Genomic DNA, 25753 nt, shown 5'->3' on the forward strand with positions numbered 1-25753 from the left:
CGTGTGGCGCGAGGGCGAGGAGCCCGTTTTTTTGCAGCGAGGACTTTTCTGGACGAGGGTGTTAGGAAGGCCGCGGATGACCAAAGCGCTGCGGGAAATGGTGCGTCGAATTGGCTTCGTCAGCGCTCTGCTGCTGACGGTCGCCTTCGCCATGCCTGCGTTTGAAAGCCATGCCTGCGCGGCAGAAGCTTCAGGCGGCGTCCAGGTGGTCGAGACGGTCGGCGGCGCTGATGGTCAATGTCCTGACTGCGGCCCGGCGTGCGCCAACGGCTGCTGTCATGCGCCGCATTCCGCCATGTCCAGCGACCTGGCGACGCCGCGTTTCATCGCGGTCTTCGGCCAGCCTCAGGCGTGGAGCGACAGCGTCGCTTACCCGCTCGGGCGGCCTGACGGTCCCGAGCGCCCGCCAAGAGCCTGATCCTCGGCTGGACCTGGCGTCCGGCCCTTCCTGAGCCCTGCGCGCGCCGGAGACGTCGCGCGTCCCGAACTCTGGGCCCGGCCGTGCGCCGGGCGAGGATCGATCATGATTTCGAAGACATACTGGATGATGACCGGCGCCGCCGTCGTCATCGCATTAGGCGCGGGCTTCGGCGCCGCGCGCATTCTAGACCGACCGCCAACCGAGGCCGAACACGCCGAGGCAGGCCACGCCGAAGAAGAACCCAGCGAAGCAGCCTTCGTCGCCCTAACGCCTCAGGAGGCTGCGCGAGCCGGGGTGTCGGTCGTCGCCGTACAGCGCGGCGGCGGCGCCGAACTGAAGCTGCCGGGCCGCGTCGCCTTTGCGCCCGGCGCCGAGGCCGCCGTGGATGCGCCGTTGGGCGGCGCCGTGGTGCGCGTCCACGTCGGCCTGGGCGATCGCGTGGCGGCCGGTTCACCGCTGATCACTGTGCGCAGTCCGGACGGGGCCGCCTCAAGGGCGGACGCCGACGCGGCGGGCGCGACGGTTCAGGCCGCGCGCGCCGCCGAACGGCGCGATCGCACCCTGTTCGAACAGGGCTGGGTGTCACAGGCGCGTCTGGACGTCACCGCCGCCGAGACCCGTCGTGCGGAGGCGCAACACCGCGCCGCCCGCGCTCGTGTCAGCGCATTCGGCGCGCCCGGAGCGGACGGGCTGACGGTGGTGCGCAGCGCCATCGCGGGCGTCGTCACGCGTTTGAGCGCGTCACCGGGTCAGGTGTTGCACGAAGAGGCCTTGCAGGTCGCCGCCGTCGCCGATCCCGGCCGTGTCGAACTGGTGTTCGAGGCGCCGCCCGCCGCCGCTGCGATTCTGAAGGTCGGCGACAGGCTGGAAAGCACGGTCGCCGGATCCCGCGTCATGTCCGGCGTCGTCGTCGCCATCGCCCCGGCCAATGCCAACGGGGTCGTCGTAGTTCGCGCCCGTCCTGCTGGCGAGACGCCCCCGGCGGGATCGGTCGTCTCGGCCCGCGTTTCGGCCGGCGTCGGCTCAGGAACAACTGTCGTGCCGATTGACGCGGTGCAGACCATAAAGGGCGCGCCGTCCGTCTTCGTTCAGGAGAACGGCGGGTTCCGTGCGCGCCCGGTGGTGACCGGACGAACCTCGGACGGTCGGATCGAGATCGTGTCCGGCCTGACCTGGACAGAGCGCATCGCCGGCGTCGGCGCCTTCCTGCTCAAGGCCGAACTGGCCAAGGGCGAAGCCGAGCACGAACATTGATCATGCTGAACCGGATCATCGACGCCTCCGTGCGTTTCCGCTGGCTGGTCGTGGGACTAGCCGTCGTCCTGGCCGTGCTGGGTGGGCGCGAACTGCTGCATCTGCCCATCGACGCCGTGCCCGACATCACCAATCGCCAGGTGCAGATCACGACGGTGGCGCCGGCGCTGGGACCCGAAGAGGTCGAACGCCAGGTCACCTTCCCGCTAGAGACGGCGCTGGCGGGGCTGCCGGGCCTGACCGAGACCCGCTCCCTGTCGCGCCATGGCTTCTCGCAGATCACCGCCGTCTTCACTGACGCGACCGACATCTATTTCGCCCGCAATCTGGTCAACGAACGACTGCAGGCCGCGCGTGAGGATTTGCCAGAGGGGCTTTCTCCCTCGATGGGTCCGGTCGTGACCGGCCTGGGCGAAGTCTACATCTGGACGCTGAAACTGACCGGCCCTGCGGCGCGGACCGGCGCGGTCTATGTCACGCCCGAGGGCGAACGCCTCGTCACCGACCAGGAAAAGGCCACCTATCTGCGCACGGTTCAGGACTGGCTGGTCGCGCCCCAGCTGAAGACCGTGCCCGGCGTCGCCGGCGTCGATGTGCTGGGCGGCTATGTGAAGGAATATGCGGTCCACCCCGACCCCAGCCGACTGGCCGCCTATGGCGTCGGCCTGGTGCAACTGGTCGAGGCGTTGGAGCACGCCAACCGCATCGCCGGCGCCGGATACGTCAATCGTGCAGGCGAGGCCTATATCGTACGCGCCGACGCTCGGCTGAAGAGCCTGAACGACCTCGCCCAGACGCCGATCCTGAACCGGGGCGGCCAGGTGATCCGAGTGTCCGACGTGGCCACGGTCGAGATCGGCCGCGCGCCTCGTTTAGGATCCGCCAGCGCCGACGGCCGCGAGACGGTGGTCGGCACGGCCCTGATGCTTCAGGGGGAGAACTCGCGAGAGGTGGCGCACCGCGTCGGCGAACGGCTGAAGGCCATCGCGCCCAGCCTGCCGCCCGGCGTGGTCCTCAAGCCCGAACTGGACCGTACCGAACTGGTCGAGGCGACCATCCGCACGGTGGAGCACAATCTGTTGCTCGGCGCCCTGCTGGTCGTCGCCGTGCTGTTCTTCGCCCTGGGCAACGTTCGGGCGGCGATCATCACCGCCCTGGTGATTCCGCTGAGCTTCCTGTTCGCCGCCTCGGCGATGAACCGTTTCGGGATCAGCGCCAATCTGCTCAGCCTGGGCGCGCTGGATTTCGGCCTGATCGTCGACGGCGCCGTGGTGGTGATCGAGAACACCCTGCGCCGCCTGAGCCTGAAGCGGACGGAGACGGGTCGGCCTCTGAAGACCGCCGAACGGCTGTCGGTCGCCGCCGCCTCAGCGCGCGAAATGGCCCGGCCGGCGGCCTTCGGCCAGGCGATTATCCTGCTGGTCTATGCACCCTTGCTGATGTTCGAGGGGGTCGAGGGCAAGATGTTCGGCCCGATGGCCGCCACCGTCATGCTGGCGCTCGCCGCCGCCTTCATCCTCAGCTTCACCTTCGTGCCCGCCATGGCCGCCCTGTTGGTGCGCGAGCCCAGGGCGGATCATGAGGAGACGCGGCTGACCCGCGCGGCCAAGGCGCATTACCAGCCGCTTCTCGCACACGCCATCGCCCGACCACGGCGCGTCCTGGCCGGCGCGGGTGTCGCCTTGCTGGCCGGCGTCCTCGCCTTCCTGACATTGGGGCGCGAGTTCGTGCCGCAACTGGATGAGGGCGATGTGCTGGTCCAGGCGCTGCGCGTGCCCTCGACCTCGCTGGAACAGAGCCAGGCGATGCAGTTTCAGGTCGAGCGCGCGCTGAAGGCCATGCCCCAGGTCGATCGGGTCTTCACCCGCACCGGCACAGCAGAAGTCGCATCTGACCCCATGCCGCCATCGATCTCGGACACCTTCGTTATCCTGAAAGATCGCAAAGACTGGCCCGATCCGCGACTGCCGAAAGTCGATCTGGTGGCGGATATGGAGACGCGGCTCTCCACCCTGCTGGGCAACAGTTACGAGTTCACCCAGCCCATCGAGATGCGGTTCAACGAACTGATCGCGGGTGTGCGTTCGGACGTGGCGGTCATGGTCTATGGCGATGATTTCGCCGCCATGGAGCGCACGGCCCAGCAGGTCGCGGGCGTCCTGAACGGCATCGAGGGCGCGGCGGACGTACGGGTCGAGCAGGTTTCGGGCCAGCCGACCATCACCGCCAGCGTGGATCGCACGGTGGCGGCGGCGCAAGGGATCCATGCCTCCGACGCTGCGGACGCCCTGGCCATCGCCTTCGCCGGTCGCTCGGCCGGTCAGGTCAACGAGGGCGACCGACGCTTCGATGTGGTCGTGCGGCTGGACGACGCCCTGCGCGCCGATCCAGCCGTTATGGAGCAGTTGCCGGTCATGCCCGAGAACGCCCAGTCCGGGGCGCCGACCGTGCCCCTGTCCTCCGTCGCTCGCTTCGACGTCGGCGAAGGACCGAACCAGATCAGCCGCGCCGACGGCAAGCGCCGCATGATCGTCCAGGCCAATGTCCGCGGACGCGACCTGGGCGGCTTCGTCGCGGAAGTGCAAGCCAAGGTCGCCGAACAGGTCCAGCCGCCCCCATCCGGCTGGATCGACTGGGGTGGTCAGTTCGAGAACCTGCAACGCGCGTCGGCCCGTCTGGCGCTGATCGTGCCGATCGTCTTCCTGACCATCGGCCTGCTGCTGGTGATGGCCTTGCGATCATGGAAGGACGCGGCCCTGGTGTTCGCGGGCGTGCCCTTGGCCCTGGTGGGCGGCGCCTTGGCGCTGGCGCTGCGCGGGATGCCGCTGTCGATCAGCGCGGCCGTCGGCTTCATCGCCGTCTCGGGCGTGGCGACGCTGAACGGCCTGGTGCTGATGCAGGCCATCCGCCAACGCCTGACCGAGGGCGACCCGCCGGCCAAGGCGGCGCTCTACGGCGCCGTCAGCCGCCTGCGCGCCGTCCTGACCACGGCCTTGGTCGCCGTCCTCGGCTTCGTGCCCATGGCGTTCGCCTCAGGCGCCGGCGCCGAGGTGCAAAAACCCCTGGCCACAGTCGTCATCGGCGGCCTGACCACCGCGACAGTCCTCACCCTGATCGTCCTGCCGGTGCTCGCGGCATGGCGCAAAGCGGATGCGGTTCCCGACTGATCCGCCCCGATTGAGCAAGGCCTGCGTGACGCCGATAGCCACCAAAGCTCACGCAGGCTGCGCATTATCGCGTTTGAGGAAGGTCTCGCCTATATAGCGCCTCTCCCTGATCGAGCGCCCATGTCACCCGTCACTGTTTGATGCCTTCCACCAGATCGATAAATCAAGCGCGCACGCTCTCCATCGCCCCGATGATGGACTGGACCGATCGGCATTGCCGGGCGTTCCACAGGGCGTTGACGCGCAGGGCGCTGCTTTACACCGAGATGGTGACGGCGCCGGCGGTGTTGCATGGGGATCGCCAGCGGCTGCTGGGCTTCGACGGGCTGGAGCATCCAGTGGCCTTGCAACTGGGCGGGTCGGATCCGGTGCAGTTGGCCGAGGCCGCCAAGGTCGGCGAGGCCTTCGGCTATGACGAGATCAATCTGAACGTCGGCTGCCCGTCGGACCGGGTGCAGTCGGGTCGGTTCGGGGCCTGCCTGATGCGCGAGCCGGAGTTGGTGGCCGACTGTATGGCGGCGATCAAGGGGGCCGTCAGCGTGCCCGCCACCGTCAAATGCCGCATCGGCGTGGATGATCAGGACCCGGCCGTCAGCCTGTTCGCCACGGCGGACGCCTGCGCCGCCGTCGGGATCGAGGTCTTCGTCGTCCATGCGCGCAAGGCCTGGTTGAAGGGGTTGTCACCCAAGGAGAACCGCGACGTGCCGCCGCTGGACTATGATCTGGTGCGCCGGCTGAAGCGCGAGCGGCCGCATCTGAACATCTCGATCAATGGGGGCATCGCCTCAATGGACGCGGCCGAGGCGCATCTGGCCGAGATCGACGGCGTCAAGCTGGACGGGGTCATGCTGGGTCGCGCCGCGTATCACGAGCCGGCCATTCTGGGTCAGGCGGATCGTCGCCTGTATGGCGAGCCGGTCGAGGACACCGACGCCTTCGCCGCGCTGGAGCGCTATCGGCCCTATATGGCCGCGCGTCTGGACGAAGGCGTCGCCCTGCCTGCGATGGCGAGGCATATGCTGGGCCTGATGCACGGCCGGCCGGGCGCGCGGGCGTTCCGTCGCATTCTGACGGTCGAGGCGATCAAGCCCGGCGCCGGGCTGGAGGTGCTGGACCGCGCGGCGGAGGCTGTGCGCGATGCCGAGGCGAGGCGCGACACGGCGCCCGGCGACTGGGCGGCGTAACCCAATCTTCAGAGCTGGCCGGCAAGGTTAAGAGAACCCTGCCGTTTCGGACCTGCACGCCATGAAGACCCCGCTGATCGCCGCCGTCATCGCGGCCGCCCTGCCCGCCACATCGGCCCTGGCGCAGGCTGACGGCCGGTTCGCCGTCGGCGCCCAGGTCGGCACGCCGGGCGCGGGCCTGCAGGCCCAGTTTGCGCTGAACCCGGTCGTGGTGCTGCGCGGCGGCTATGACGTGCTGAAATGGGATCGGGACCAGACCTACAAGGGCATCGATTACGACGCCAAGATCGACTTCAAGTCGCCGGGCGCCTTTGTCGATCTGCACCCGTTCCGCAACGGCTTTCTGATCTCGGGCGGGGCCTATTTCGGCGATCGCAAGGTCGATCTGGATGCGACGCCCACCGGAAACGTCAATGTCGGCGGCGCGACCTTCACACCGGCCCAGGTCGGGACATTGACCGGCCGCATCGACCTGGAGAGCACCGCGCCGTTCGTCGGCTTGGGCTATGACAACACCTTCACGCGCGGCGGCAGGCTGGGCTTCCGCCTTCTGGCCGGCGCGGCCTTTGGCGATGCGCCGCAAGTAAATCTGGACGCCCGCGGCGGGACCTTGTCGAACGATCCCACCTTCCGTGCGCGTCTGGATCAGGAAGAGCGTGAAATCCAGGCCGAGGCCGATGATTACAAGGTCCTGCCGGTGATTCAGGCAGGCTTGAACTTCAAGTTCTGACGCCTAAGGGCGTCGTTGCCGAGCGCGAAGGTTGGGGATAAATAGGTTATGGAAAACAAGGCATTAACTTAGAAACAAATCGTAACAGACAGCGCCAAGGCGCGTTTCGCCACTTTCTCGCCACAGGTTAACGCGACAAGGCCAGCGCCGGCGGCGTTGGGAGCCGGTGTCTCCTGAGCGAAACTCATGATCGGCGCTTCCGCTGCTATCGCCATGCTTTGGGCTGCCGTATCGTCTGTGACGGGCGGGCCTGTCCCCTACAATGACGTCGTAGCGGCGGATCAAGTCAGGACTGAAACCCCTGCCGCCATCGTCGGTTCCGATGAAGTCGAGACCGCCCTGAACGCCGAACAGGCCGAGCTGATGGCCTCCGATCCGGACTGGCGCGCGTCGGCGCGCCTGTATCACGCAGGCGGCGGCGGCGCGACGGGCAACGATTCGCTGGGTTGCCGTCCGATCGCCATGCGCACCGTCGCGGTCGATCCCCGCGTGATCCCGCGCCGCACCAAGCTGTTCATCCGCGAAACGGTCGGCATGCGCTTGGCCGACGGTTCGATCCACGACGGCTACTGGTACGCCTCCGACACCGGCGGCGCGATCAAGGGCCAGAAGATTGACCTCTATACCGGCACCGGTCGCGGCTCGATGAACCAGGCGCAGCGCCTGAACATGCGCACCCTGACCATCGTGGACGCCGGCGATTTCGACGGTTGCCCCCCGGCCTGGACCACCGCTTCCAACTGATCCGGCCGATCATGAAAAACGCCGGCTGACCGCGAAGGTCAGCCGGCGTTTTCGTGTCTGCAGCCTTGCGCCGATCAGTCCAACTCGGACACTTCCAGCGTCGACTGGACCATCGAGCCGTTATACGTGCCGACCCAGATGTCGTAGCGGCCGCTCTGCGGGTTGGTGATCGTCACCTTCGGATCGACGCCGCCCGCGCCGTCGTCGTCGCAGTAGAAGCGGCCGTTGGGCGTATTGATCAGCAGGGTCGTGTCCTCGTCAGCGCGAACGCGGAACGTCAGATCGGCGTCACCGGGCTCGAAGAAGATCTGGATGTCGGGGGCCGAACTGACCGAACCTTCGCAGCCCGCCTTGGCGGCCGAGGCGGGCGATGAGCCGCCGGCCAGGATCGACTTGGTCCAGGGGTCGGGCGTGAAGCCGCCGCGCAGATTGGCCGTGCCGTAGTTGGGCTCAAGATCGATATTGGGCGCCGCGCCCGCCGTCGTGTCCGTGCCGCCCAGTTCGCTGATCTGCAGCGTCGACTGGACCATGTTGTCGTTATAGGTGCCCAGCCAGATGTCGTAGCGACCGCTCTCGGGATTGGAGATGGTCACCATCGGGTCCAGGTCGCCGCCGCTGTCGTCGTCGCAGTACCAGCGGCCGCCGGGGCTGTTGACCAGCAGCGTCGTGTCCTCGCTGGCGACCGCCTTGATGGTCAGGTCCAGATCGCCGGCTTCGAAGTTCAGTTGCAGGTCGGGCGCGGCGCTGACCTTGCCCTCGCAGCCCGACTGCGCGGCCGAGGCGGCGATCGAACCGCCCGCGAGGATGGACTTGGTCCAGGGATCGGGCGTGAAGCCGGTTTCCAGCCGCACCGAACCGTAGTTGGGGTCCAGGGTGAAGTCGGGCTTGGCCCCGCTTTTCTGCGCCAGGCTGACGCCAGGGGCGAGCAGCACGGACGCAGCGGCGATGACGGCGATGGATTTCATGTTGCTCCCTCCAGCAGCAGCGGCGCCATGCCGCAGGCGGAGGTTAATCCGTTTCGCCGAACCGTGCAGCTTGAAATGCGGTCTCAGAAGCGGCGCTTGCCCGTCACCGTCTCGAAGAATAGGCGAAAGTCGCCCATCAGGCTCCACAGCGGATATTTAAACGTCGCGGGCCGGTTCTTTTCGAAGAAGAAATGCCCGACCCAGGCAAAGCCGTAGCCCAGCAGCGGCATGGCCAGCAGCCACCAGGCGTTCCGCGTCGCCACGAAGGCGATGAAGGCCGAGATCACAAGAAAGGTGCCGACAACGTGGATGCGCCGGCACGTCCGGTTGGAATGCTCGTGGATGTAATAGGGATAGAAGGCCTCGAACGAGGCGTAACGGCCCTCAGGTGCGGACGGCGTGCTCATGGGCGGAGGGTGCGCCTCCGCCCACGATCAGGCAAGTGCCCGCAAGATCAGCCCTTGGGCTTGCCCTTGAAGACGTCCTTCTTGAAGCCCGGCTTGGCCTTGAAGGGCTTCTTGACATAGGGCTTGTCGCCCGAGGCGTTCGAGCGCGGATTGGCGCCGCCGTCGTTCTTCGGCGCCCAGGGCTTCTTCTTGAACGGCGGGCGGGCGTCGCCCTCGCCGCCGTCGGCGCGCTTGTAGGGTGTCTTCTTGAAGGGACGGTCGCCATCCTCGCGCGGCTTGCCGGCGAAGCGGCTGGCCTTCATCGAGCCGGGCGTCGGGGCTTCCGACGGCGTGATCTTCACCTCGTCCTTGGAAGCGGCGACGGCTTCGCGGAAAGCTTTCTCGTGGGTCTTGGCCACCTCGAAGCGCGTCTCTTCGGGGAAGGTGCGGATGGCGCCGATCTGAGGCTTGGAAATGCCGCCGATGCGGCAGATCAGCGGGATCAGCCATTTGGGGTCGGCGTTCTTGTTGCGGCCCACGTCCAGGCGGAACCAGACCACGTCGTCGGCGCCCAGACGCTCGCCCGGCCAGGGTTGGGCCGCCGTGCCGTCATCGTTGCGGACCATGCGATCGCGCTTGGCCGGACCGCGATCCGAACCGGGATCGGACAGTTCTTCCGGCGCCGGCTGTTCCTTGCGCAGCAGACGCACCAGGGCGGCGGCGATCTCGTCAGGCGTACGCTCGGCGATCATCCGCTTGGCGACGACCATGTCCTCGTCGGAGACCTCGGCCTCGAAGTGCGACGGCGACAGCAGACGGTCCTCGTCGGCCTTGCGGATTTCGTCAAAGGTCGGGGCGCCGGTCCAGACAGCGTCGACGCCGGCCTCGTCCATCAGCCGCTCGGCCTTGCGACGGCGCGAATGGGGGACCAGCATGACCGAGATGCCCTTCTTGCCCGCCCGGCCCGTGCGGCCCGAACGGTGCAGCAGGCCGGCGCGGTTCATCGGCAGTTCGGCGTGGATGACCAGACCCAGGTCCGGCAGGTCCAGACCGCGCGCGGCGACGTCGGTGGCGACGCAGACGCGGGCGCGGCCGTCACGCAGCGACTGGAGCGCGTCGGTGCGCTCGCGCTGACCCATTTCGCCCGACAGGCTGACGGAAGAGAAGCCGCGCTCCAGCAGCGACGATTGCAGGTGACGCACGCTGTCGCGGGTCGAGCAGAAGACCATGGCGCGCGGCGCCTCGAACCAGCGCAGGGTGTTGACCACCGCGTGCTCGATCTCGTTGGGCGCGATGCGATAAGCGCGGTACTCGATGTCGGCGTGCTGGCGCGTCTTGTCGGTCGCGTCGATGCGAACCGCGTCCTTTTGATAGCGCTTGGCCAGGGTGGCGATGTCGCGCGCGATGGTGGCCGAGAACAGCAGGGTGCGGCGTTCGGCCGGCGCCTGGTCCAGGATGTGCTCCAGGTCCTCGCGGAAGCCCATGTCCAGCATCTCGTCGGCCTCATCGAGGACGGCGACCTTCAGCTCGGACAGGTCCAGGTTGCCTCGGTCTATATGGTCCTTCAGACGGCCGGGCGTGCCGACGACGATGTGGACGCCGAAGCCGAGCGCGCGGGCTTCACGGCGCGCATCCATGCCGCCGACGCAGGTGGCGATCTTGGCGCCGGCGTCGGCGTACAGCCATTGCAGCTCGGCCGCGACCTGCATGGCCAGTTCCCGCGTGGGCGCGATGGCCAGACACAGGGGCGCGCCGCCGGGGCCGAAGATCGGCTTGTCGCCGAGCAGGGTCGGCGCAGCGGCCAGACCAAAGGCCACGGTCTTGCCCGAGCCCGTCTGGGCCGAGACCAGCAGGTCGCGATCCGCATGCTCCGCCTCCAGGACGGCGGCCTGAACCGGAGTGGGTTCGGCATAGCCCTTGTTGATCAGGGCGCGGTCGAGCGCGGGATGGACGGCGGGAAAGGGCATAGGAAACCTGGGACAACGGACAAGGGCGGTCGCCGAAACGACCGCGCCCGGCCGAGGTCAGACCTCAGGCCGGGCGAATGATGGCGCTGTATACATCAATAAGGGCGCAAGCGGGGCGGAAAACGCCGTTCACCCTGTTCCTTCAGGCGACGTTGACCTGAAAGACGCAGTCTGGCGATCGAACCCACCGCGTCCGGAGCTTCGCCATGCAAGCCCAATCCCTTTCGAGTTTGGCCATCGCCGCCGCCGGAATGACGACCGCGCAGAACCGGTTCGACAGCAGCGCGCGCCGCACCGCCGCCGCGCCGCTGGACAATCTCGCCGAGGAAACCGTGGAGCGGATCGAGGCCAAGACCGCCTTCAGCGCCAACGCCGCCGTTCTGCGCACCGCCGACGACATGACCGGCACGCTGCTGGACATGCTGGCCTGAAGCTTCAGACCGGCGCCTTCTCCGGCAGGTTGAAGAAGCCCGCAAAGCGGTCAAACACGGCCCGGTCGCCGGTCAGGGTCATCAAGCCGTCGGCCTCGAAGGCGGCGGGCAGAACCTTGCCGTAGACACAGGCCGCGACCAGCGGCGGTTGGGTCGTCAGGACGACGTCGGCGGCGTCCGTGGCGCCGCGGCGGGTCGTGATCGTTCCCTTTTCGATCTGAACGACGAAAGGCTCGTCGCCGAAGACGAAGCCGACGGTCATCGCCGCGTCCCCGGCCAGGGCCGGATCGAACATGGTCTCGAACGACTGCATGATCGACACCGCGCTGATCGGCAGGGTCGGGTCGTGGCGAGGCGAGCGCGCCGCCCAGCCGCCCAGCACCATGAAGACCGGCTTGATCTCGTATCCCCACGGCGTCAGTTCATAAACCTGCACCGACGCGGGCGGCGGCAGTTTGCGGCGGGTCACGATGCCCGAAGCCTCCAGCCCCTCCAGCCGCTGGGTCAGCACGTTCGCGGAAATGCCGTGCAGATCCTTTCGCAGATCGCCGAACCGGCGCGGGCCCATCATCAGTTCGCGGATCACCAGCAGGGCCCAGCGTTCGCCGATCAGGTCCAGTCCGTGCGCGGTGCCACAGGCGTCGTGATATCGACGACCAGCCCTATAGGTTATCTTTTCTGACTTCATAGTTGACTATCGTAATCATCGGAGTCAGGTTTCGCAAATAACAAGGAGAGGAAACGCCGTGGCCCAGCTGATTTTCATCAACCTGCCGGTCGCCGACCTGCCCCGATCGATCGCCTTCTATGAGGCTGTCGGCGCGACCAAGAACCCGATGTTCAGCGACGACACGGCCGCCTGTATGGTCGTGTCGGACGTGATCCACGTCATGCTGCTGACCCACGACAAGTGGCGCACCTTCACCGACCGGGCGATCCCCGACGCCCATGCCTCGGCGCAGATGTCGTTGTGCATTTCTTTCGACAGCCGAGAGGCCGTGGACTCGGTGGTCGAACGCGCGGGTGCAGCGGGCGGCCTTATGGATCCAAACCCGATTCAGGATCACGGCTTCATGTATGGGCGCGGCTATGCCGATCCGGACGGCCATATCTGGGAGCCGATGTGGATGGACCCGGCCGCCGTCGCCGCCGGTCCCGAAGCCTTCGCCGCCAACGCCATGGTGTCGTGATGGCTGACAGTCGCGAGCTGAGCATCAGCCGTCTGATCGAGGCCTCGCCGGAAACGGTGTGGAAGATCTACACCGAGCGTACCGGCGAGTGGTTCTGCCCTCGCCCGTGGACCACGCCGGTCGTGGATTGGGACCTGCGCGTCGGCGGGCGGGCCAATGTCGAACTGGCCTCACCGGAGGGCGAACGCCACCCCTATTCCGGCGTATTTCTGGAGGTGGTGCAGGGCCGCAAACTGGTCTCGACCGGCGCCTTTACAGAGGGCTGGGTTCCGCAGGCCGGCGACATGAACTTCGTGCGGATCGACACCTTCGAGCCCGAGGCCGGCGGAACCCGCTACACCGCCACCGCTCGGCATTGGGACGAAAAAGCCGCCGAAACCCACAAGGCCATGGGCTTCGAACAGGGCTGGGGCGCCGTCGCCGATCAACTGGCGGCGTTGGCGCAGGGAGATGCGGCATGAGCGACAAGATCATTCCCTGCCTGTGGTTCGACGGCGAAGCCGAGGCTGCGACCGCCTTTTATGTCAGCCTCCTGCCCGACAGCCGCATCACCGCCGTCAACCGCTCGCCGGTCGATACGCCCTCCGGCGCTGAAGGCACGGTCCTGACGGTGCAGTTCGTGCTGGCGGGTCGCGAGTATCTGGCGCTGAACGGCGGACCGACCTTCCGCTTCACCGAAGCCGTCTCCTTCATGGTGATGACCGAGGATCAGACCGAGACGGACCGGCTGTGGGACGCCCTGCTCGCCGACGGCGGCAGCGAGAACGCCTGCGGCTGGTTGAAGGACCGCTGGGGTCTGTCGTGGCAGATCACGCCTCGTCGCCTGATGGAACTGACCACCGATCCGAACCCCGCGCGCGCCAAGGCCGCCATGCAGGCCATGATGGGCATGATCAAGATCGACATCGCGGCGCTGGACCGCGCCGTCGCCGATGTTTGAATCCAGAAAGAGGAGACGACCGATGACCTATGTGACCGGCTTCCTGACCCCCGTGAAAACCGAGGACAAGGCGCGCTACGTCAAGTCCGCCGAGGCCTCCTGGCCCCTGTTTCAGAAATACGGCGCCCTGTCCCAGGTCGAGACCTGGGGCGAAGACGTGCCGGACGGCGCCCTGACCAGCTTTCCGATGGCGGTGAAGCTGCAAGAGGGCGAGGTCGTCGTCTTCTCCTGGGTGACCTGGCCCGACCGCGCCACCGCCGACGCCTGTTTCGGCAAGATGCAGGACGACCCCGACTTTGCGAACATGGACATGCCCTTCGACGGCAAGCGCATGATGTGGGGCGGGTTCAGCGTCGCCTTCGAAGGCAAGGCCTGAGCCTGGCGGCGGCCCTGTTCGAACGCAAATCGCCCTGACGCATTGTCACGGATCGAGGAGAACCGACATGGCCGCCCGCCCCACCTGGCAAGGACATCTGAAGCTGTCGCTGGTCACCTGTCCGGTGGCCCTCTACACGGCGACAACCAGCACGAACGACGTGCGGTTTCACCTGATCAATCCTGACACCAACAATCGCATCCGCATGGTGCCGACCGACCCGGACGCCGGGCCCGTCGAGCGCAACGATCTGGTGCGCGGCTATGAGGTGTCCAAGGACGAATACGTCCTGTTCGACGACGCCGACTTCGACAAGGTGAAGCTGGAAAGCACCAAGACCATCTCGATCGACAAGTTCGTCGACGAGGACGATATCGACCGACTGTATTGGGACGATCCCTTCTTCGTGGTTCCCGAGAAAGGCGCGGGCGTCGAGGCCTTCGCCGTCATCCGCGACGCCATGGAGAAACAGGGCAAGGTGGCGCTGGGCCAGCTGGTCCTGCGCGGCAAGGAGCGTCAGCTGGCGCTGGAGGTCCGGGGCAAGGGGCTGATCGCCTACACCCTGCGCGCCCATGACGAGGTGCGCGATTCCGACGACTACTTCGACGACATTCCGACAGTGAAGGCCGATCCCGACATGGTCGAGATCGCCGCGCGCATCATCGGACAGAAAGAAGCGGACTTCGACCCGACCGACTTCAAGGACGGCTACGACGACGCTCTGCGCGCGATGATCAAGGCCAAGTCCAAGGGGGGCAAGGGCGTGGTCGATGTCGCCGAACCCGACGACACCAATGTCATCGACCTGATGGCCGCACTGCGGAACAGCCTCAAGGGGTCGGCGACGGGGACGAAGAAGCCGGCCGCAAAGAAGGCCCCGGCAAAGAAGGCGACGCCCAAGAAGGCTGCGGCAAAGAAGAAGACAGCGGCCTAGACGCCCATCGCCTTCAGCGCCGATTTCAAACTGACCGCCGAAGCGCGGAAATCGGCCCAGGGATCGGGCTTCTTCAGCAAGGACGCATAGGTCCAAAGGTTGAACGCGGCGGGATCCAGCCCGACCTTCACCTGCCCCCACGACAGCGGGAAGGCGATCCCCGCCCCCGGCCGGGCGCGCGGCGACCAGGGCGCGACCGCCGTCGCCATCCGCCCGTTGCGCAGATAGTCGATGAAGATCTTTCCGCCCCGCGCCTTCTTGGCCAGGGTCGTGGTGAACCGGTCCGGCGCCTCGACGCGTATGGCCTCCGCCACCGCCTTGGCGAAGGCCTTGTTCTGATCCCAGGTCACGCGAGAGCGGGCGTCGGTCTTGATCGGCACCACGACGTGCAGCCCCTTGCCCCCGGTCGTCTTGACGAAGGCGGCCAGACCTAGCGCCTCGATCTTCGCTTTCACGACCTTAGACGCGGCGATGACGTCGGCGAAGTCCAGCCCCTCGTCCGGATCCAGGTCGAAGGTGATCTGGTCAGGGATTTCTGGCTGGCCGGGCGCACAGCCCCAGGGGTGCAGTTCCAGCCCGCCTGACTGGGCGATGGCGACCAGGCCGCCCGCATCGACGGCGGCCACATAGGGCGTGCGCGCCTTGACGTCGATCAGCTTCAGCCGCGGGTTCGACCCCGCCATGGCGTGGCGTTGGAAGAAGGTCTCGCCGCCGATTCCCTCGGGCGCCCGGATGATCGAGGTCGGCCGGTCCGCCACCTGGGGCAGGATCCGCTCAGCCGCCGCCTCGTAGTAGCGCGCCAGATCGGCCTTGGAGATCGCCGGCCGGTCGCCGACGGCGGGCCACAACATCTTATCGGGGCTGGAGAGGGTCACGCCCGCCACGACCACCTTGCCGGGCTTTCCAGCCGGTCGCACCGTGGTCGTGGTCTTCTTGGCTTCAACCATGTCCGTGGGCGGTTGCGGCGCCTCGGTGACCTCGGCGGCCGTCTTGTCTTCGCGCAGCCCCTTGAACGCCGCCTGCCGCAGCGATCCGGATTCGGTATAGCCGCCATGCTCGACCTCGGCGACCAGCACCGGCTTGACCCAATGGATGTCCTTGGCCGCCTTGGGCGCGCCCGCCCCGGCGAAGGGAGATTTCTCCGCCGCCACGCCCTTCAGCGCCGGAACAAGCGTCTTCGTCACCGCCTCGCCATAGCCGGTCCCGACCCGGCCCAGATAGCGAAGGCCGCCCTTTTCCCTAACGCCGACCAGCAGAGAGCGGAACCGCGTGCCGCCCTCGGATGACCAGCCGCCGATCACCACTTCGTCGCGCCCCCGGCATTTGGACTTCAGCCAGGTCGAAGACCGCCCGGCATGATAGGGGGCGTCCAGTTTCTTGGAGATCACGCCTTCCAGATCCATCCGGCAGGCGCTCTCCAGCACCGCCTGGCCGGTCGAGGCGAAATGCTCGACGTAGCGCAGCCGCCCTGCGTCCGCCTTTCCGATCCGGTCCACATAGGCCTGCAGCCGCGCCTTGCGATGCGACAGCGGCAGGTTGCGCAGATCCTCCGCCCCCTCGAACAGCAGGTCGAAAGCGAAGTAGACCAGGCCTTCCGTCTTCTCGTCCGAGATCGCGGCTTGCAACGCCCCGAAGTCCGGCATGTGATCGTCGTCCAGCGCGCACAGCTCCCCGTCGATCACCGCGTCGGGCCAGGTCGCCGCGTCCGCCGCCAGGTCCGAGAACTTGTCGCTCCAGTCCAGACCCTTGCGCGTCCGCAAGACCGCCCGACCGCCGCCGACCCCGATCTGGATGCGATAGCCGTCGAACTTGATCTCGTGCGCCCAGCCCGTCCCGCCCGGTGGATGGTCGGTCACCTTACACAGCTGGATCGGCACGAAGGCCGGCGGCTTCCTGGCCTTCGCCGCCGCTTTCGAGGGCGTGGGTTTGGCCGGGCCCTTTCGCCCCGTCGGTTTGGACGCCGTCCACTCCTTCGTCCCATCCGCGATCTCGGCCAGCGACCGCCCGGTCGTCACAGAGGCGTCGATTTCGGCCAGCGCATCACCCTCGCCCGCCACGGCGAAGTCGTCCTTCTCCTTCAGCAGCAGCCAGTTGTTGCGTTTGGAGGGTTTGCCCCTGTCGCTCTTCAGCCGGATCAGCGCCCATTTGCCTTTCAGCCGCTCGCCGTGAAGGATCATCTTGATCTGACCCTTGGCCCAGGCCGCCTCCAGATCCGGCTCCTGCGGCTCCCAGGTGCCGACATCCCACATCTGTACCGTGCCGGCGCCGTAGTTGCCGTCGGGAATCGTGCCTTCGAACGATCCGTAATCCAGCGGATGATCCTCGACCTCGACCGCCAGCCGCTTGACCGCCGTGTCGCGCGACGGCGCCTTGGTCACGGCCCAGGATTTCAGCACCCCGTCCGCCTCGATGCGGAAATCATAGTGCAGACGCGTCGCCGCGTGGCGCTGGATCAGATAGCGGAAGCCGCCCTTCCCGCGCTTGCCCTTCGCGCCCTTCGGCTCGGGCGTTTCGCCGAACCGGCGCTTGGCCTGATAGGTCTTCAGTTCACCGCGCATAGGGGCGTAATCCGCCCCGCGCCAAAGCGTTGCCTCAGCGACAAAAGCGCGTGTCGGTCGCCTCGAGGTGAAGGTGGTCGTAGTGGACGGCGTTGTAGTCGGGGCTGAGCGTCGTGCCGAAGATGCGGCAGGCGTCGTCGCGAATACGCTTCAGGAAGCGCGCCTCGGGCGTGTCGCCGTTCCAGTCCCTGGTCACGGTGATGCGACGCCCGTCTCTCAGCCGCACCCCGGCGAAGTCCAGCGCCGCCGCCTGGGAATGGGCGCTGACGCGGTTGGAGCCCACGCCGTTGTTCACATTGCGACAGGCGTAGGCCCCCATGTGATCGATCTGCACAACGTCCGAGCCCAGAATCTCACGCGCCGCCGGCTCCAGCGACTGGCGACGCCAGATGCTCAGCGCCAGCGCGGTCTGGCAGGTCATCTCCACATCGCCCGGCGCCATGCGCGCTACCGTCCCCAGATCGGCGCCCAGCACCCCGCCCTTGCTCAAGCCGCAGGTGGCCGTGTTCTGGCGATCCGGCACGGGGCTGAACCGCACGCGCGCGGCGTTCAACTCGGCCAGACAACGGCCCAGATCGCCGCCTTCGCGCACGACCAGGGCCTGGGTCCCGCCGTCGATCATCCGATCCACCAGTCCCCCGACCAGCGGCGCTTCGGTGCGTGACGGATAGGGCGATGGCGGCCGCAACGGCTCGGGCGGCCGCCGCACGCAGCCGCTGAGGATCAGCAGGACGCCGAGGCCGATGAGAATGGGAGAGACGCGCGACACGGAAAGCATGGTCGCGACGCTTAGCTGATTCCCGCCGCCGCCGTGGTCACGAGGCGGAGAGCCGTCTATCGGCGGTCTTCGGACGCGCCCTTGGCCCGGCACCGATCCGAGCAGAACCGCACCTGATCCCAGTCCCGCGCCCACTTCTTGCGCCAGGCGAACGGCAGGCCGCAGGCGGCGCAGAGCTTTTCCGGCAGGTCGGACTTGGCCGGCGCCGTGCCGAGATTGACGTGTTTTCGGGCCATGTCGCCTGCCAGGAAAAAGGGCGGCCCGTCGGGGCCGCCCTTGATCGTATCAGCTGTCCAGGAAGGACCGCAGTTTGCGCGACCGCGACGGGTGCTTGAGCTTGCGCAGCGCCTTCGCCTCGATCTGACGGATGCGTTCGCGGGTCACCGAGAACTGCTGGCCGACTTCTTCCAGCGTGTGGTCCGTGTTCATGCCGATGCCGAAGCGCATCCGCAGGACCCGCTCCTCGCGCGGCGTCAGTGACGCCAGAACCCGGGTGGTGGTCTCACGCAGGTTCGACTGGATGGCGGCGTCGATCGGCAGGACGGCGTTCTTGTCCTCGATGAAGTCGCCCAGGTGGCTGTCTTCCTCGTCCCCGATCGGGGTTTCCAGCGAGATCGGCTCCTTGGCGATCTTCAGGACCTTGCGCACCTTCTCCAACGGCATGGCCAGCTTTTCGGCTAGCTCTTCCGGGGTCGGCTCGCGGCCGATCTCGTGCAGCATCTGGCGGCTGGTGCGGACGATCTTGTTGATCGTCTCGATCATATGCACCGGGATACGGATGGTGCGCGCTTGGTCGGCGATCGAGCGGGTGATCGCCTGACGAATCCACCAAGTGGCGTAGGTCGAGAACTTGTAGCCGCGACGATATTCGAACTTGTCGACAGCCTTCATCAGGCCGATGTTGCCCTCTTGGATCAGGTCCAGGAACTGCAGGCCGCGGTTGGTGTATTTCTTGGCGATGGAGATCACGAGGCGCAGGTTGGCCTCGACCATTTCCTTCTTGGCTTGCCGCGCTTCGCGCTCGCCCTTCTGCACCGTCTGGACGATGCGGCGATAGTCGTCGATCGGCAGGCCGGCTTCCAGCGCCACGGCGGCGACGTCGGAGCGGATGGTCGCGATCTGGCTGGCTTCATTCTCGCTGAACTTGGTCCAGCGCACGCCCTGATCCTTGATCCGGTCGGTCCAGGTGGGATCGAGCTCCGAGCCGAAATAGGCCTTGAGGAACTCGGGCCGCGAAATGCCGTAGCTGTCGGCCAGGCGCAGCAGACGGCCTTCCAGACCGATCAGGCGCTTGTTGATCGCATAGAGCTGCTCGACCAGCGCCTCGATGCGGTTGTTGTTCAGCTTCATCGTCTTCAGACGATCCGAGATGGACGTCGTCAGCGCCTGATAGGCCTTTTCATCCTTGGCGCTCAGCACCTCGCCCTTCAGGCGGGTCTGAACCAGCTTATCCTGCAGGGCGCGGAAGGCGCCGAAGTCCGCCGCGATCGCGTTCAGGACGTCCATAACCCCGTCGCGCAGCTCGGCTTCCAACGCGGAGATCGACATGCCGCCGCCGTCGTCGAAGTCGTCGTCATCGTCGTCGTCGGACTCAGGCTTGTCTTCGGCGGCCGGCTTGTCCTCGGCCTCTTCTTCCTCTTCGCCTTCAGGCTGGGCGGCGCCCGGCAGGGACGAAGGGTTCAGAACGCCATAGGTGGCGTCCAGGTCGATGACCTCGCGCAGCAGGATGCGGTTGTTTTCCAGCTCGTCGCGCCAGACCATGATGGCCTCGAAGGTCAGAGCGCTTTCGCACAGACCCGAGATCATGGCGTCGCGGCCGGCCTCGATCCGCTTGGCGATGGCGATTTCGCCCTCGCGGCTCAGCAGTTCGACCGAACCCATCTCGCGCAGGTACATGCGCACGGGGTCGTCGGTGCGGTCATAGGCCGACTTGGCGGGCGTTTCGGCCACGGCGGTGCCGGCGGCAGCCGCGACGTCGGTGGACTGCTGCTCCTGCGCGTCCTCCTCGGCCTCCACGACGTTGACGCCCATTTCGGACAGCATCGCCAAGGTGTCTTCAATAGCGTCGGGCGTGACTTCTTCAGACGGCAGGACCTTGTTCAGCTCCTCCATCGTCACATAGCCGCGCGCCTTGGCTTGCTTGATGAACTTCTTGACGCCGGCGTCCGTCAGATCGAGCAGGGGCCCATCGGTCGAAACCTCGGTGTCCTGCGTCTCGGTCTGTGCGTTCATAGTCAGTCTGTCTCCAGCCGAGAGGGTGATCAGTCCGCCCCGGCGAAAAATACAATGCTTGGCGTGCCGTAAGGTTACGTGCCCGCGCTGTCTTCCCAAATCGTCCCGGCTTTGATCGCACGGCGAAGCGCATCCCGCTCGGCCTTCAGCCGGCGGAACGCCTCATCCTGCCCAGGCACATCACGTGCATGGGCCAAGGCGTCCTCCAACGCGGCGACCCGCGTCGAAGCGTCGAACGCCTGCGACCATCGGACCCTTGCCTCGGCGAGGGGCGCATTTGCGGCCAGGAATGGCGCGCCGGACTTTGCCGCCGCCTTCTCGACCTCGCGCACTAAGGCATCATGACCCGATTGCGCCAGATGGCGTCGCAGGGCGGCGGAGTCAAGGCTATGTCCCGACAGACGCAGGCGAACCAGCTCCTGCGCCAGTCCATCCAGCCCCTTGTCGCCGAATCCGTGGGCGGCGATCTCTTCCAGATGGTCGTCCATCCGTTCGGGGTCGTCGATGGCGCCGTGGGCCAGAGCGGCCGGCACGGGCTCGATGGCGCGAAACAGCGACTGCATCGCCTGGGCCCCCTCCGCCGTCTGACCCAGTTTGGGCGGCGGGCCGAAACCGCGTTTGCCCTGCGCCGGCGTCCAAGGCGCGCGTTGAGGGCTGCGCGGGAACAGGGCGTCGAAACGGTCAAACAGGTCGCGGCGGTATTGTTCGGCCAGATCCTTGTCCTGGATAGCCGAGGCGGTGTTCCGCAGCCGCGCCTTGAAGCCGGCCTTGCGTTCCGGCGTGTCCAGCGGCTCCAGATCCTGTTCGCGGCGGAACAGCACCTCGGCGAACCCATGGGTTTCGGCCAGGGCCTGACGCAGGGCGGGCGCGCCCTTGTCGCGCAGAATGTCATCGGGATCCTGACCGGCGCCCAGCAGCGCAAATCGGAACGACCGCCCCGGCTTCAGCAGCGGCAGCGAGCGTTCGATGGCGCGATAGGCGGCGCGCAGTCCGGCCGCATCGCCGTCGAAGCACAGGATCGGCTCGTGCGACACGCGCCACAGCCGTTCCATCTGCTCCTCGGTCAGGGCCGTGCCCATCGGCGCCACGGCCGGCAGGCCCGCGCGCTGGCAGGCGATGACGTCCATATAGCCTTCGACCACGATGATGGCCTGGTCGTTCTTGGATTCCGCGCCCAGAATCCGCCGCGCCTCGGGCAGGCCATACAGGGTCGCGCCCTTGTGAAACAGCGGGCTTTCCGGGCCGTTCAGATATTTCGCCCGGTCGTCGGGGTTCATGGCCCGGCCGCCGAAGCTGACGATCCGGCCGCGCGCATCCAGGATCGGGAACATCAGCCGGTCGCGGAAGCGATCATAGGGCTGGCCGCCGCTTTCGGGCGAGATCAGCAGCCCGGCCTCGACCAATTCGGCGGGCTTGGCGCCGCGCTGGACCAAGGCCTGCTTCAGCCCCTCGCGGTCGTTGGGCGCATAGCCCAGGCCGAACCGCTCCCACTGATCCTCGGGCAGCCCGCGCTTGTCCAGGTATTCGCGCGCCGCCTTGCCCGGCGTGCGGCGCAGATTGGCGGCGAACCATTTCTGGGCCAGGTCCATCCAGTCCGACAGACCCGCCCGCTTCTGCTCGCGCTCGGCCTCCTTGGGGTCTTCGGCGGGAAGCTGCATCCCCGCCTCGCCCGCCAGACGCTGCACCGCCTCGACGAAACTCAGCCGCTCGGTTTCCTGCAGGAAGGAGATGATGTCGCCATGCTTGCCGGACGAGAAGTCGTGGAAGAAGCCCTTGTCGTCGTTGACGAAGAAGGACGGCGACTTCTCCTTCGAGAAGGGCGACAGGCCGACGTATTCCCGCCCCTGACGTTTCAGCTTCACCGTCCGCCCGATCACGTCGGACGGCCGAAGGCGGGCCTTCAGTTCATCGATGAATCTCTCGTCGAAACGCACCCGCGATCCTTAAGCCCTGCGGGCCTCACAAGCGAATCGAATGAGCGCAATACCCTCCTTGACTCGACAAGTTTGTATTCTAAAGTAGTCAAATCGCGGGAGAGCCAAAAATGACCCATTCTTCTTCGTCAAGGGACGAAGCCGACCTGGCCTACCTGAAACGATTGGCGGTAGCGGGACGCGGGCAGCCCGCCCCTTTCCTGCTCTTGATCGCCGTGTTCGGAGGCGCCTATGGCTTTGCCCTATTGGCCATCCTGACGGCCTTCGTGATCGAAGGATTGCCGCAACCCGGTACACCCGTGACAGGACCGATCTCTAACTTCCTGGGATCGTGGGTGATTACAGGTTCGCACGTGATCTTTTTCGCCACCGTCGCGTGGACGATCTGGAGAACTTTGGGTCCAAACCGAGTCCGCCTTAGCCGATCGGCCACAGCGACATGGTCCGGCAGCTTCATCGCGCTGGTCGCCACCTTTGTCATTTTCCACCTGGTTACGCGAAACGAAGCCGCGCCGGATGCGACTAAAATCGCCCAGGTCATCTGGCCGGTCGTGTTGATCCTATGGGGCGCAGCGTGGTGGACCACCGCCATCGCCAGCGACCGGAGGTGGCTCATCGCCGTTGCGATCGGAAGTTTTGGCGCAGCCGCTGCCTTGGCATGGGTCGGCACAGCGTCTTTGGCCGCCTTGGTTGTCATGTGCGCCAGTCTGATACTTCTGGCCTTCGCTCCTGCGATGATCCTGATACGCGAGACGCGCAGGTGACGGCCGAGCCCAGCGTCGATCCCGCCTTTTCCCATCGATTAAGAACAGGGGTGATGGCCTATCTCTCGACCGCCGAAGCCGCCGACTTCACCGAGCTCGCCCTCGCCTTGGCCGCCCCGAACAACAGCCTGTCCAGTCACCTGAGCCGACTGGAAACCGCCGGCTACATTGAATTGCGACGGGGTTTTCTGGGCCGCAAGCCTCGCACCCGCGTCGTCCTGACCGTCACTGGACGGGCGGCATGGGAACGATATCTGGGCGCGTTGGGCTGAAGGACGATCAGGCGGCTCGTCCGGGCATCCCCCGATATCCGAACGAACCGCCGCATCGCAGAAGGCGCAAACCGCAGCGTCCCCCAACGCCTTGGCTAACGAAGTCCTAACGCCTCGCGGAACGGCATCTGAGGTCAGGACCGCCGTTCTGTCGAGAGGCGGGCGGCCCCGGCATAGCGAATAGAGGCGAGACTGTGTCCTTTTCGTCGCGCGTCGTTCGCCTTACGGGCGACCGAACGGGACGACCTTATTGGCGGCGTCATGCCCGATATCGGCGCTTCCCAGAAAGGGTATACCCGAACGCAGGCACCAGTATCGAACGATTTCCTCCGGAGTCTGACCGAAATCGGGATCGTTTGGCGTGACGTCCGAGACTCGTCCCAGGCGAATCCCGGCCACGCGACGGATGCTGGCCTGGCTGGTCAAGTGAAACATCATCCGGTCGATCCGGTAGGCGGCCTCGGACACCTCCTCCAGCATCAGGACGTGGTCGGACAGATCAGGCTCCAGCGGCGTGCCGGTCAGTTCGTTCAGGATGGTCAGGTTGAAGGCGACGGCCGGGCGCGGATCGGTCGCCAGCGACGGCTCGATCCAGTCGGTGCGTCCCGTGGTCAGCCAAGACAGGGCGCCGCGCACGGTCGCGTCGTCGCGCACAGCGTCCGAAGCCATCGGTCCGTGCGCCAGATGCTTAAATCCGGCCTTGTACATTCCAGCCAACAGGCTGCCGGCGTCGGAATAGCCCATATAGCGCTTCTTGCGGGCGACGGCGTCCAGGCGCGGGATCACCGCATCGGCGATGCGGCACGAGCCGTAGCCGCCGCGCGCGAACCAGATGGCGTCGATGCGGGAGTCGTTGGCGAACTCGACGAAGGCGTCGGCGCGCGCCCGGTCGTCTCCGGCGAAATGACCGTGTTTCAGAAAACAGGCGGGGTGAAAGACGACGGCGACATCGCGGTCGGGATGGTTGTGCGCCATCCAGGCCTCGACGGCCTCGGCGCGCTCTTTCGCAAAGCGCGAACTGGCGCAGACGACGCCGATCTTGAAGCTATTGGTGGTCACGTCCGTCTTCTTCGTCGTTTTTGCGATCCCCTACTGGCGGACCGGCCCGATCCCCTGTTCTAAGGGGGCATGAACCAAGACGCCTCCTATTTCTTCTGCGGCATCGGCGGGTCGGGCATGCTGCCCCTGGCCATGATCGTCCAGGCGCGCGGCGCCGTGATCGAAGGGTCGGACCGGGCGCTGGACCAGGGCCGCACGCCCGAGAAGTTCAACTGGCTGCGCGCCCACGGCGTGACCCTGTATCCCCAGGACGGATCGGGCGTGACCCGCGCGGATCAGACCGTCATCGCCACCGGCGCCATCGAGGAGACGGTGCCCGACATCGGCGCGGCCAGGCGCGCCGGCGCAACCATCAAGACCCGGCCCGAGCTGCTCAGTGAACTCTTCAACGACGCCCCGACCTCGGTCGGGGTCGCGGGCACCAGCGGCAAGTCCACCATCACCGGCATGATCGCCTGGATCCTGCATCAGACAGGCCGCGAGCCAACCGTCATGAACGGAGCGGTGATGAAGAACTTCGCCGACGCCGACCATCCGTTCGCCAGCGCCCTGATCGGCGGGCCAGACGTGTTCGTGTCGGAGGTGGATGAAAGCGACGGCTCCATCGCCCGCTACGATCCGACGGTGGCGGTGGTGTCCAACATCTCGCTGGACCACAAGTCGATGGAGGAGTTGCGCGACCTGTTCGGCGGCTTCACCGCGCGGGCGACGACGGCCGTGTTGAACCTGGACAATCCCGAGACGGCGGCGCTGGTCCAGACCCTGCCGGTTGGCAAGGCGATCACCTTCGGCCTGGGCGAAGAGAAGGCCGACCTGTCCGCCCATGATCTTCAGCCTCTGCCGACGGGCATGCGGTTCCGCCTGATCGAGGGCTGGAGCGAACACGACGTCGTCCTGAACGTGCCCGGCGCGCACAATGTCGCCAACGCCCTGGCCGCGCTGGGCGCGACGCGAGCGCTGGGCGTGCCGACGGCCGAAGCGGTCAAGGCGCTGGAGACCTTCGCCGGCATCCGGCGCCGGATGGAGGTCGTCGGGACGGCGTGCGACATCACCGTCATCGACGACTTCGCCCATAACCCGGACAAGATCGCCGCCACGCTGAAGACCCTGCACGCCTTCGACGGGCGGCTGCTGATCCTGTTTCAGCCGCATGGGTTCGGGCCGCTGAAGCTGATGAAGTCCGAGTTCATCGACGGTTTCGCCGGCCTGATGCGCGAGGACGACGTGCTGCTGATGCCCGAGCCGGTCTATTACGGCGGCACCACCGACCGCAGCGTGGGATCGGAAGACATCGCCTCCGGCGTCCGCGCCGCCGGCCGTCAGGCCGAGGCGCTGGCGACGCGCGCCGACTGCGGCGACCGGATCGTCGAGATCGCCAAGCCGGGCGACCGGATCATCGTCATGGGCGCGCGCGACGACACCCTGTCGACCTTCGCGGCGGAACTGCTGGGGCGACTAGGCCAGTAG

At 66.7% G+C, this 25753-nt stretch carries 25 protein-coding genes; 15 read left to right on the forward strand and 10 right to left on the reverse strand.

Going from position 1 to position 25753, the window contains the following annotated elements; all coding sequences use genetic code 11:
* The first annotated feature begins 76 nt into the window (after positions 1–76).
* The 6 genes from BLR19_RS06775 (at position 77) to BLR19_RS06800 (ending at position 7500) form a co-directional block, all read left to right on the forward strand.
* A complete protein-coding gene (locus BLR19_RS06775; RefSeq protein WP_091748666.1) occupies positions 77–418 on the forward strand; it encodes a hypothetical protein in 342 nt (113 codons plus the stop codon).
* Positions 419–523: 105 nt separating this feature from the next.
* Positions 524–1675: an efflux RND transporter periplasmic adaptor subunit gene (locus tag BLR19_RS06780; RefSeq protein ID WP_255366479.1), complete on the forward strand. Its 1152-nt coding sequence runs from the start codon at positions 524–526 to the stop codon at positions 1673–1675.
* 2 nt (positions 1676–1677) lie between these two features.
* Positions 1678–4842: an efflux RND transporter permease subunit gene (locus tag BLR19_RS06785; RefSeq protein WP_091748669.1), complete on the forward strand. Its 3165-nt coding sequence runs from the start codon at positions 1678–1680 to the stop codon at positions 4840–4842.
* Positions 4843–4982: 140 nt separating this feature from the next.
* On the forward strand, positions 4983–6026 hold the full coding sequence (dusA, locus tag BLR19_RS06790) for a tRNA dihydrouridine(20/20a) synthase DusA (RefSeq protein WP_091748672.1): 1044 nt from the start codon (positions 4983–4985) through the stop codon (positions 6024–6026).
* A 61-nt stretch (positions 6027–6087) separates the two neighbouring features.
* Positions 6088–6756, forward strand: a complete 669-nt coding sequence (locus tag BLR19_RS06795; RefSeq protein ID WP_091748675.1) for a hypothetical protein — start codon at positions 6088–6090, stop codon at positions 6754–6756.
* Between the two features lie 186 nt (positions 6757–6942).
* Positions 6943–7500, forward strand: a complete 558-nt coding sequence (locus tag BLR19_RS06800; RefSeq protein ID WP_091748678.1) for a 3D domain-containing protein — start codon at positions 6943–6945, stop codon at positions 7498–7500.
* A 74-nt stretch (positions 7501–7574) separates the two neighbouring features.
* Here the strand turns inward: BLR19_RS06800 and BLR19_RS06805 are convergent, their stop codons facing one another.
* From BLR19_RS06805 to BLR19_RS06815, 3 genes are all read right to left on the reverse strand, one after another.
* Complete coding sequence (locus BLR19_RS06805; protein ID WP_091748682.1) at positions 7575–8465, reverse strand: hypothetical protein; 891 nt, start codon at positions 8463–8465, stop codon at positions 7575–7577.
* An 83-nt stretch (positions 8466–8548) separates the two neighbouring features.
* Positions 8549–8872: an Mpo1-like protein gene (locus BLR19_RS06810; RefSeq protein ID WP_091748689.1), complete on the reverse strand. Its 324-nt coding sequence runs from the start codon at positions 8870–8872 to the stop codon at positions 8549–8551.
* Between the two features lie 47 nt (positions 8873–8919).
* Positions 8920–10818: a DEAD/DEAH box helicase gene (locus tag BLR19_RS06815; protein ID WP_091748692.1), complete on the reverse strand. Its 1899-nt coding sequence runs from the start codon at positions 10816–10818 to the stop codon at positions 8920–8922.
* Between the two features lie 206 nt (positions 10819–11024).
* Here BLR19_RS06815 and BLR19_RS06820 point away from each other — a divergent pair, with 206 nt between their 5' ends.
* The gene (locus BLR19_RS06820) at positions 11025–11249 is read left to right on the forward strand and encodes a flagellar basal body rod C-terminal domain-containing protein (protein ID WP_091748695.1); all 225 of its coding nucleotides are present in this window, start codon (positions 11025–11027) and stop codon (positions 11247–11249) included.
* Positions 11250–11253: 4 nt separating this feature from the next.
* Here the strand turns inward: BLR19_RS06820 and BLR19_RS06825 are convergent, their stop codons facing one another.
* Positions 11254–11937: a winged helix-turn-helix transcriptional regulator gene (locus BLR19_RS06825; protein ID WP_091748698.1), complete on the reverse strand. Its 684-nt coding sequence runs from the start codon at positions 11935–11937 to the stop codon at positions 11254–11256.
* Positions 11938–11995: 58 nt separating this feature from the next.
* On the opposite strand from BLR19_RS06825, the gene BLR19_RS06830 reads away from it, so the two are divergent.
* From BLR19_RS06830 to BLR19_RS06850, 5 genes are all read left to right on the forward strand, one after another.
* Entirely contained in the window at positions 11996–12439 is a 444-nt protein-coding gene (locus BLR19_RS06830) for a VOC family protein (protein WP_055752855.1), read from the forward strand.
* Positions 12439–12900, forward strand: coding sequence for an SRPBCC family protein (locus tag BLR19_RS06835; RefSeq protein ID WP_091748701.1), 462 nt, complete (start codon positions 12439–12441; stop codon positions 12898–12900). Before BLR19_RS06830 ends, BLR19_RS06835 begins: the two co-directional genes overlap by 1 nt.
* Positions 12897–13379, forward strand: a complete 483-nt coding sequence (locus BLR19_RS06840) for a VOC family protein (RefSeq protein WP_066552499.1) — start codon at positions 12897–12899, stop codon at positions 13377–13379. Before BLR19_RS06835 ends, BLR19_RS06840 begins: the two co-directional genes overlap by 4 nt.
* Positions 13380–13401: 22 nt before the next feature.
* A complete protein-coding gene (locus tag BLR19_RS06845) occupies positions 13402–13755 on the forward strand; it encodes a DUF1428 domain-containing protein (protein WP_091748704.1) in 354 nt (117 codons plus the stop codon).
* A 67-nt stretch (positions 13756–13822) separates the two neighbouring features.
* Positions 13823–14689, forward strand: a complete 867-nt coding sequence (locus BLR19_RS06850) for a non-homologous end joining protein Ku (protein ID WP_091748707.1) — start codon at positions 13823–13825, stop codon at positions 14687–14689.
* Here BLR19_RS06850 and ligD read toward each other — a convergent pair.
* The 5 genes from ligD to dnaG form a co-directional block, all read right to left on the reverse strand.
* Positions 14686–17247 (reverse strand): DNA ligase D, encoded by a 2562-nt coding sequence (ligD, locus tag BLR19_RS06855; protein ID WP_091748710.1) that lies wholly within the window; start codon positions 17245–17247, stop codon positions 14686–14688. The genes BLR19_RS06850 and ligD overlap by 4 nt on opposite strands.
* Before the next feature lie 34 nt (positions 17248–17281).
* Positions 17282–18025, reverse strand: coding sequence for an extensin-like domain-containing protein (locus tag BLR19_RS06860; RefSeq protein WP_091748713.1), 744 nt, complete (start codon positions 18023–18025; stop codon positions 17282–17284).
* Between the two features lie 56 nt (positions 18026–18081).
* Positions 18082–18261, reverse strand: coding sequence for a DUF2256 domain-containing protein (locus tag BLR19_RS06865; protein WP_091748716.1), 180 nt, complete (start codon positions 18259–18261; stop codon positions 18082–18084).
* Between the two features lie 49 nt (positions 18262–18310).
* Positions 18311–20257, reverse strand: a complete 1947-nt coding sequence (rpoD, locus tag BLR19_RS06870) for an RNA polymerase sigma factor RpoD (protein WP_091748719.1) — start codon at positions 20255–20257, stop codon at positions 18311–18313.
* Between the two features lie 74 nt (positions 20258–20331).
* Positions 20332–22191 (reverse strand): DNA primase, encoded by a 1860-nt coding sequence (gene dnaG, locus BLR19_RS06875; RefSeq protein WP_091748722.1) that lies wholly within the window; start codon positions 22189–22191, stop codon positions 20332–20334.
* Between the two features lie 110 nt (positions 22192–22301).
* Here dnaG and BLR19_RS14805 point away from each other — a divergent pair, with 110 nt between their 5' ends.
* Both BLR19_RS14805 and BLR19_RS06885 read left to right on the forward strand, forming a co-directional pair.
* Entirely contained in the window at positions 22302–22955 is a 654-nt protein-coding gene (locus BLR19_RS14805; RefSeq protein ID WP_176758240.1) for a hypothetical protein, read from the forward strand.
* Complete coding sequence (locus BLR19_RS06885; protein ID WP_091748728.1) at positions 22850–23227, forward strand: winged helix-turn-helix domain-containing protein; 378 nt, start codon at positions 22850–22852, stop codon at positions 23225–23227. The genes BLR19_RS14805 and BLR19_RS06885 overlap by 106 nt, the downstream gene beginning before the upstream one ends.
* Positions 23228–23449: 222 nt before the next feature.
* Here the strand turns inward: BLR19_RS06885 and BLR19_RS06890 are convergent, their stop codons facing one another.
* The gene (locus BLR19_RS06890) at positions 23450–24286 is read right to left on the reverse strand and encodes an LD-carboxypeptidase (RefSeq protein ID WP_091748731.1); all 837 of its coding nucleotides are present in this window, start codon (positions 24284–24286) and stop codon (positions 23450–23452) included.
* Positions 24287–24355: 69 nt separating this feature from the next.
* Between BLR19_RS06890 and murC the strand changes: the two genes are divergently transcribed.
* Positions 24356–25753: a UDP-N-acetylmuramate--L-alanine ligase gene (gene murC, locus BLR19_RS06895; protein WP_091748735.1), complete on the forward strand. Its 1398-nt coding sequence runs from the start codon at positions 24356–24358 to the stop codon at positions 25751–25753.

The sequence above is a fragment of the Brevundimonas sp. 374 genome (assembly GCF_900102995.1).
Taxonomy (GTDB): Bacteria; Pseudomonadota; Alphaproteobacteria; order Caulobacterales; family Caulobacteraceae; genus Brevundimonas; species Brevundimonas vesicularis_C.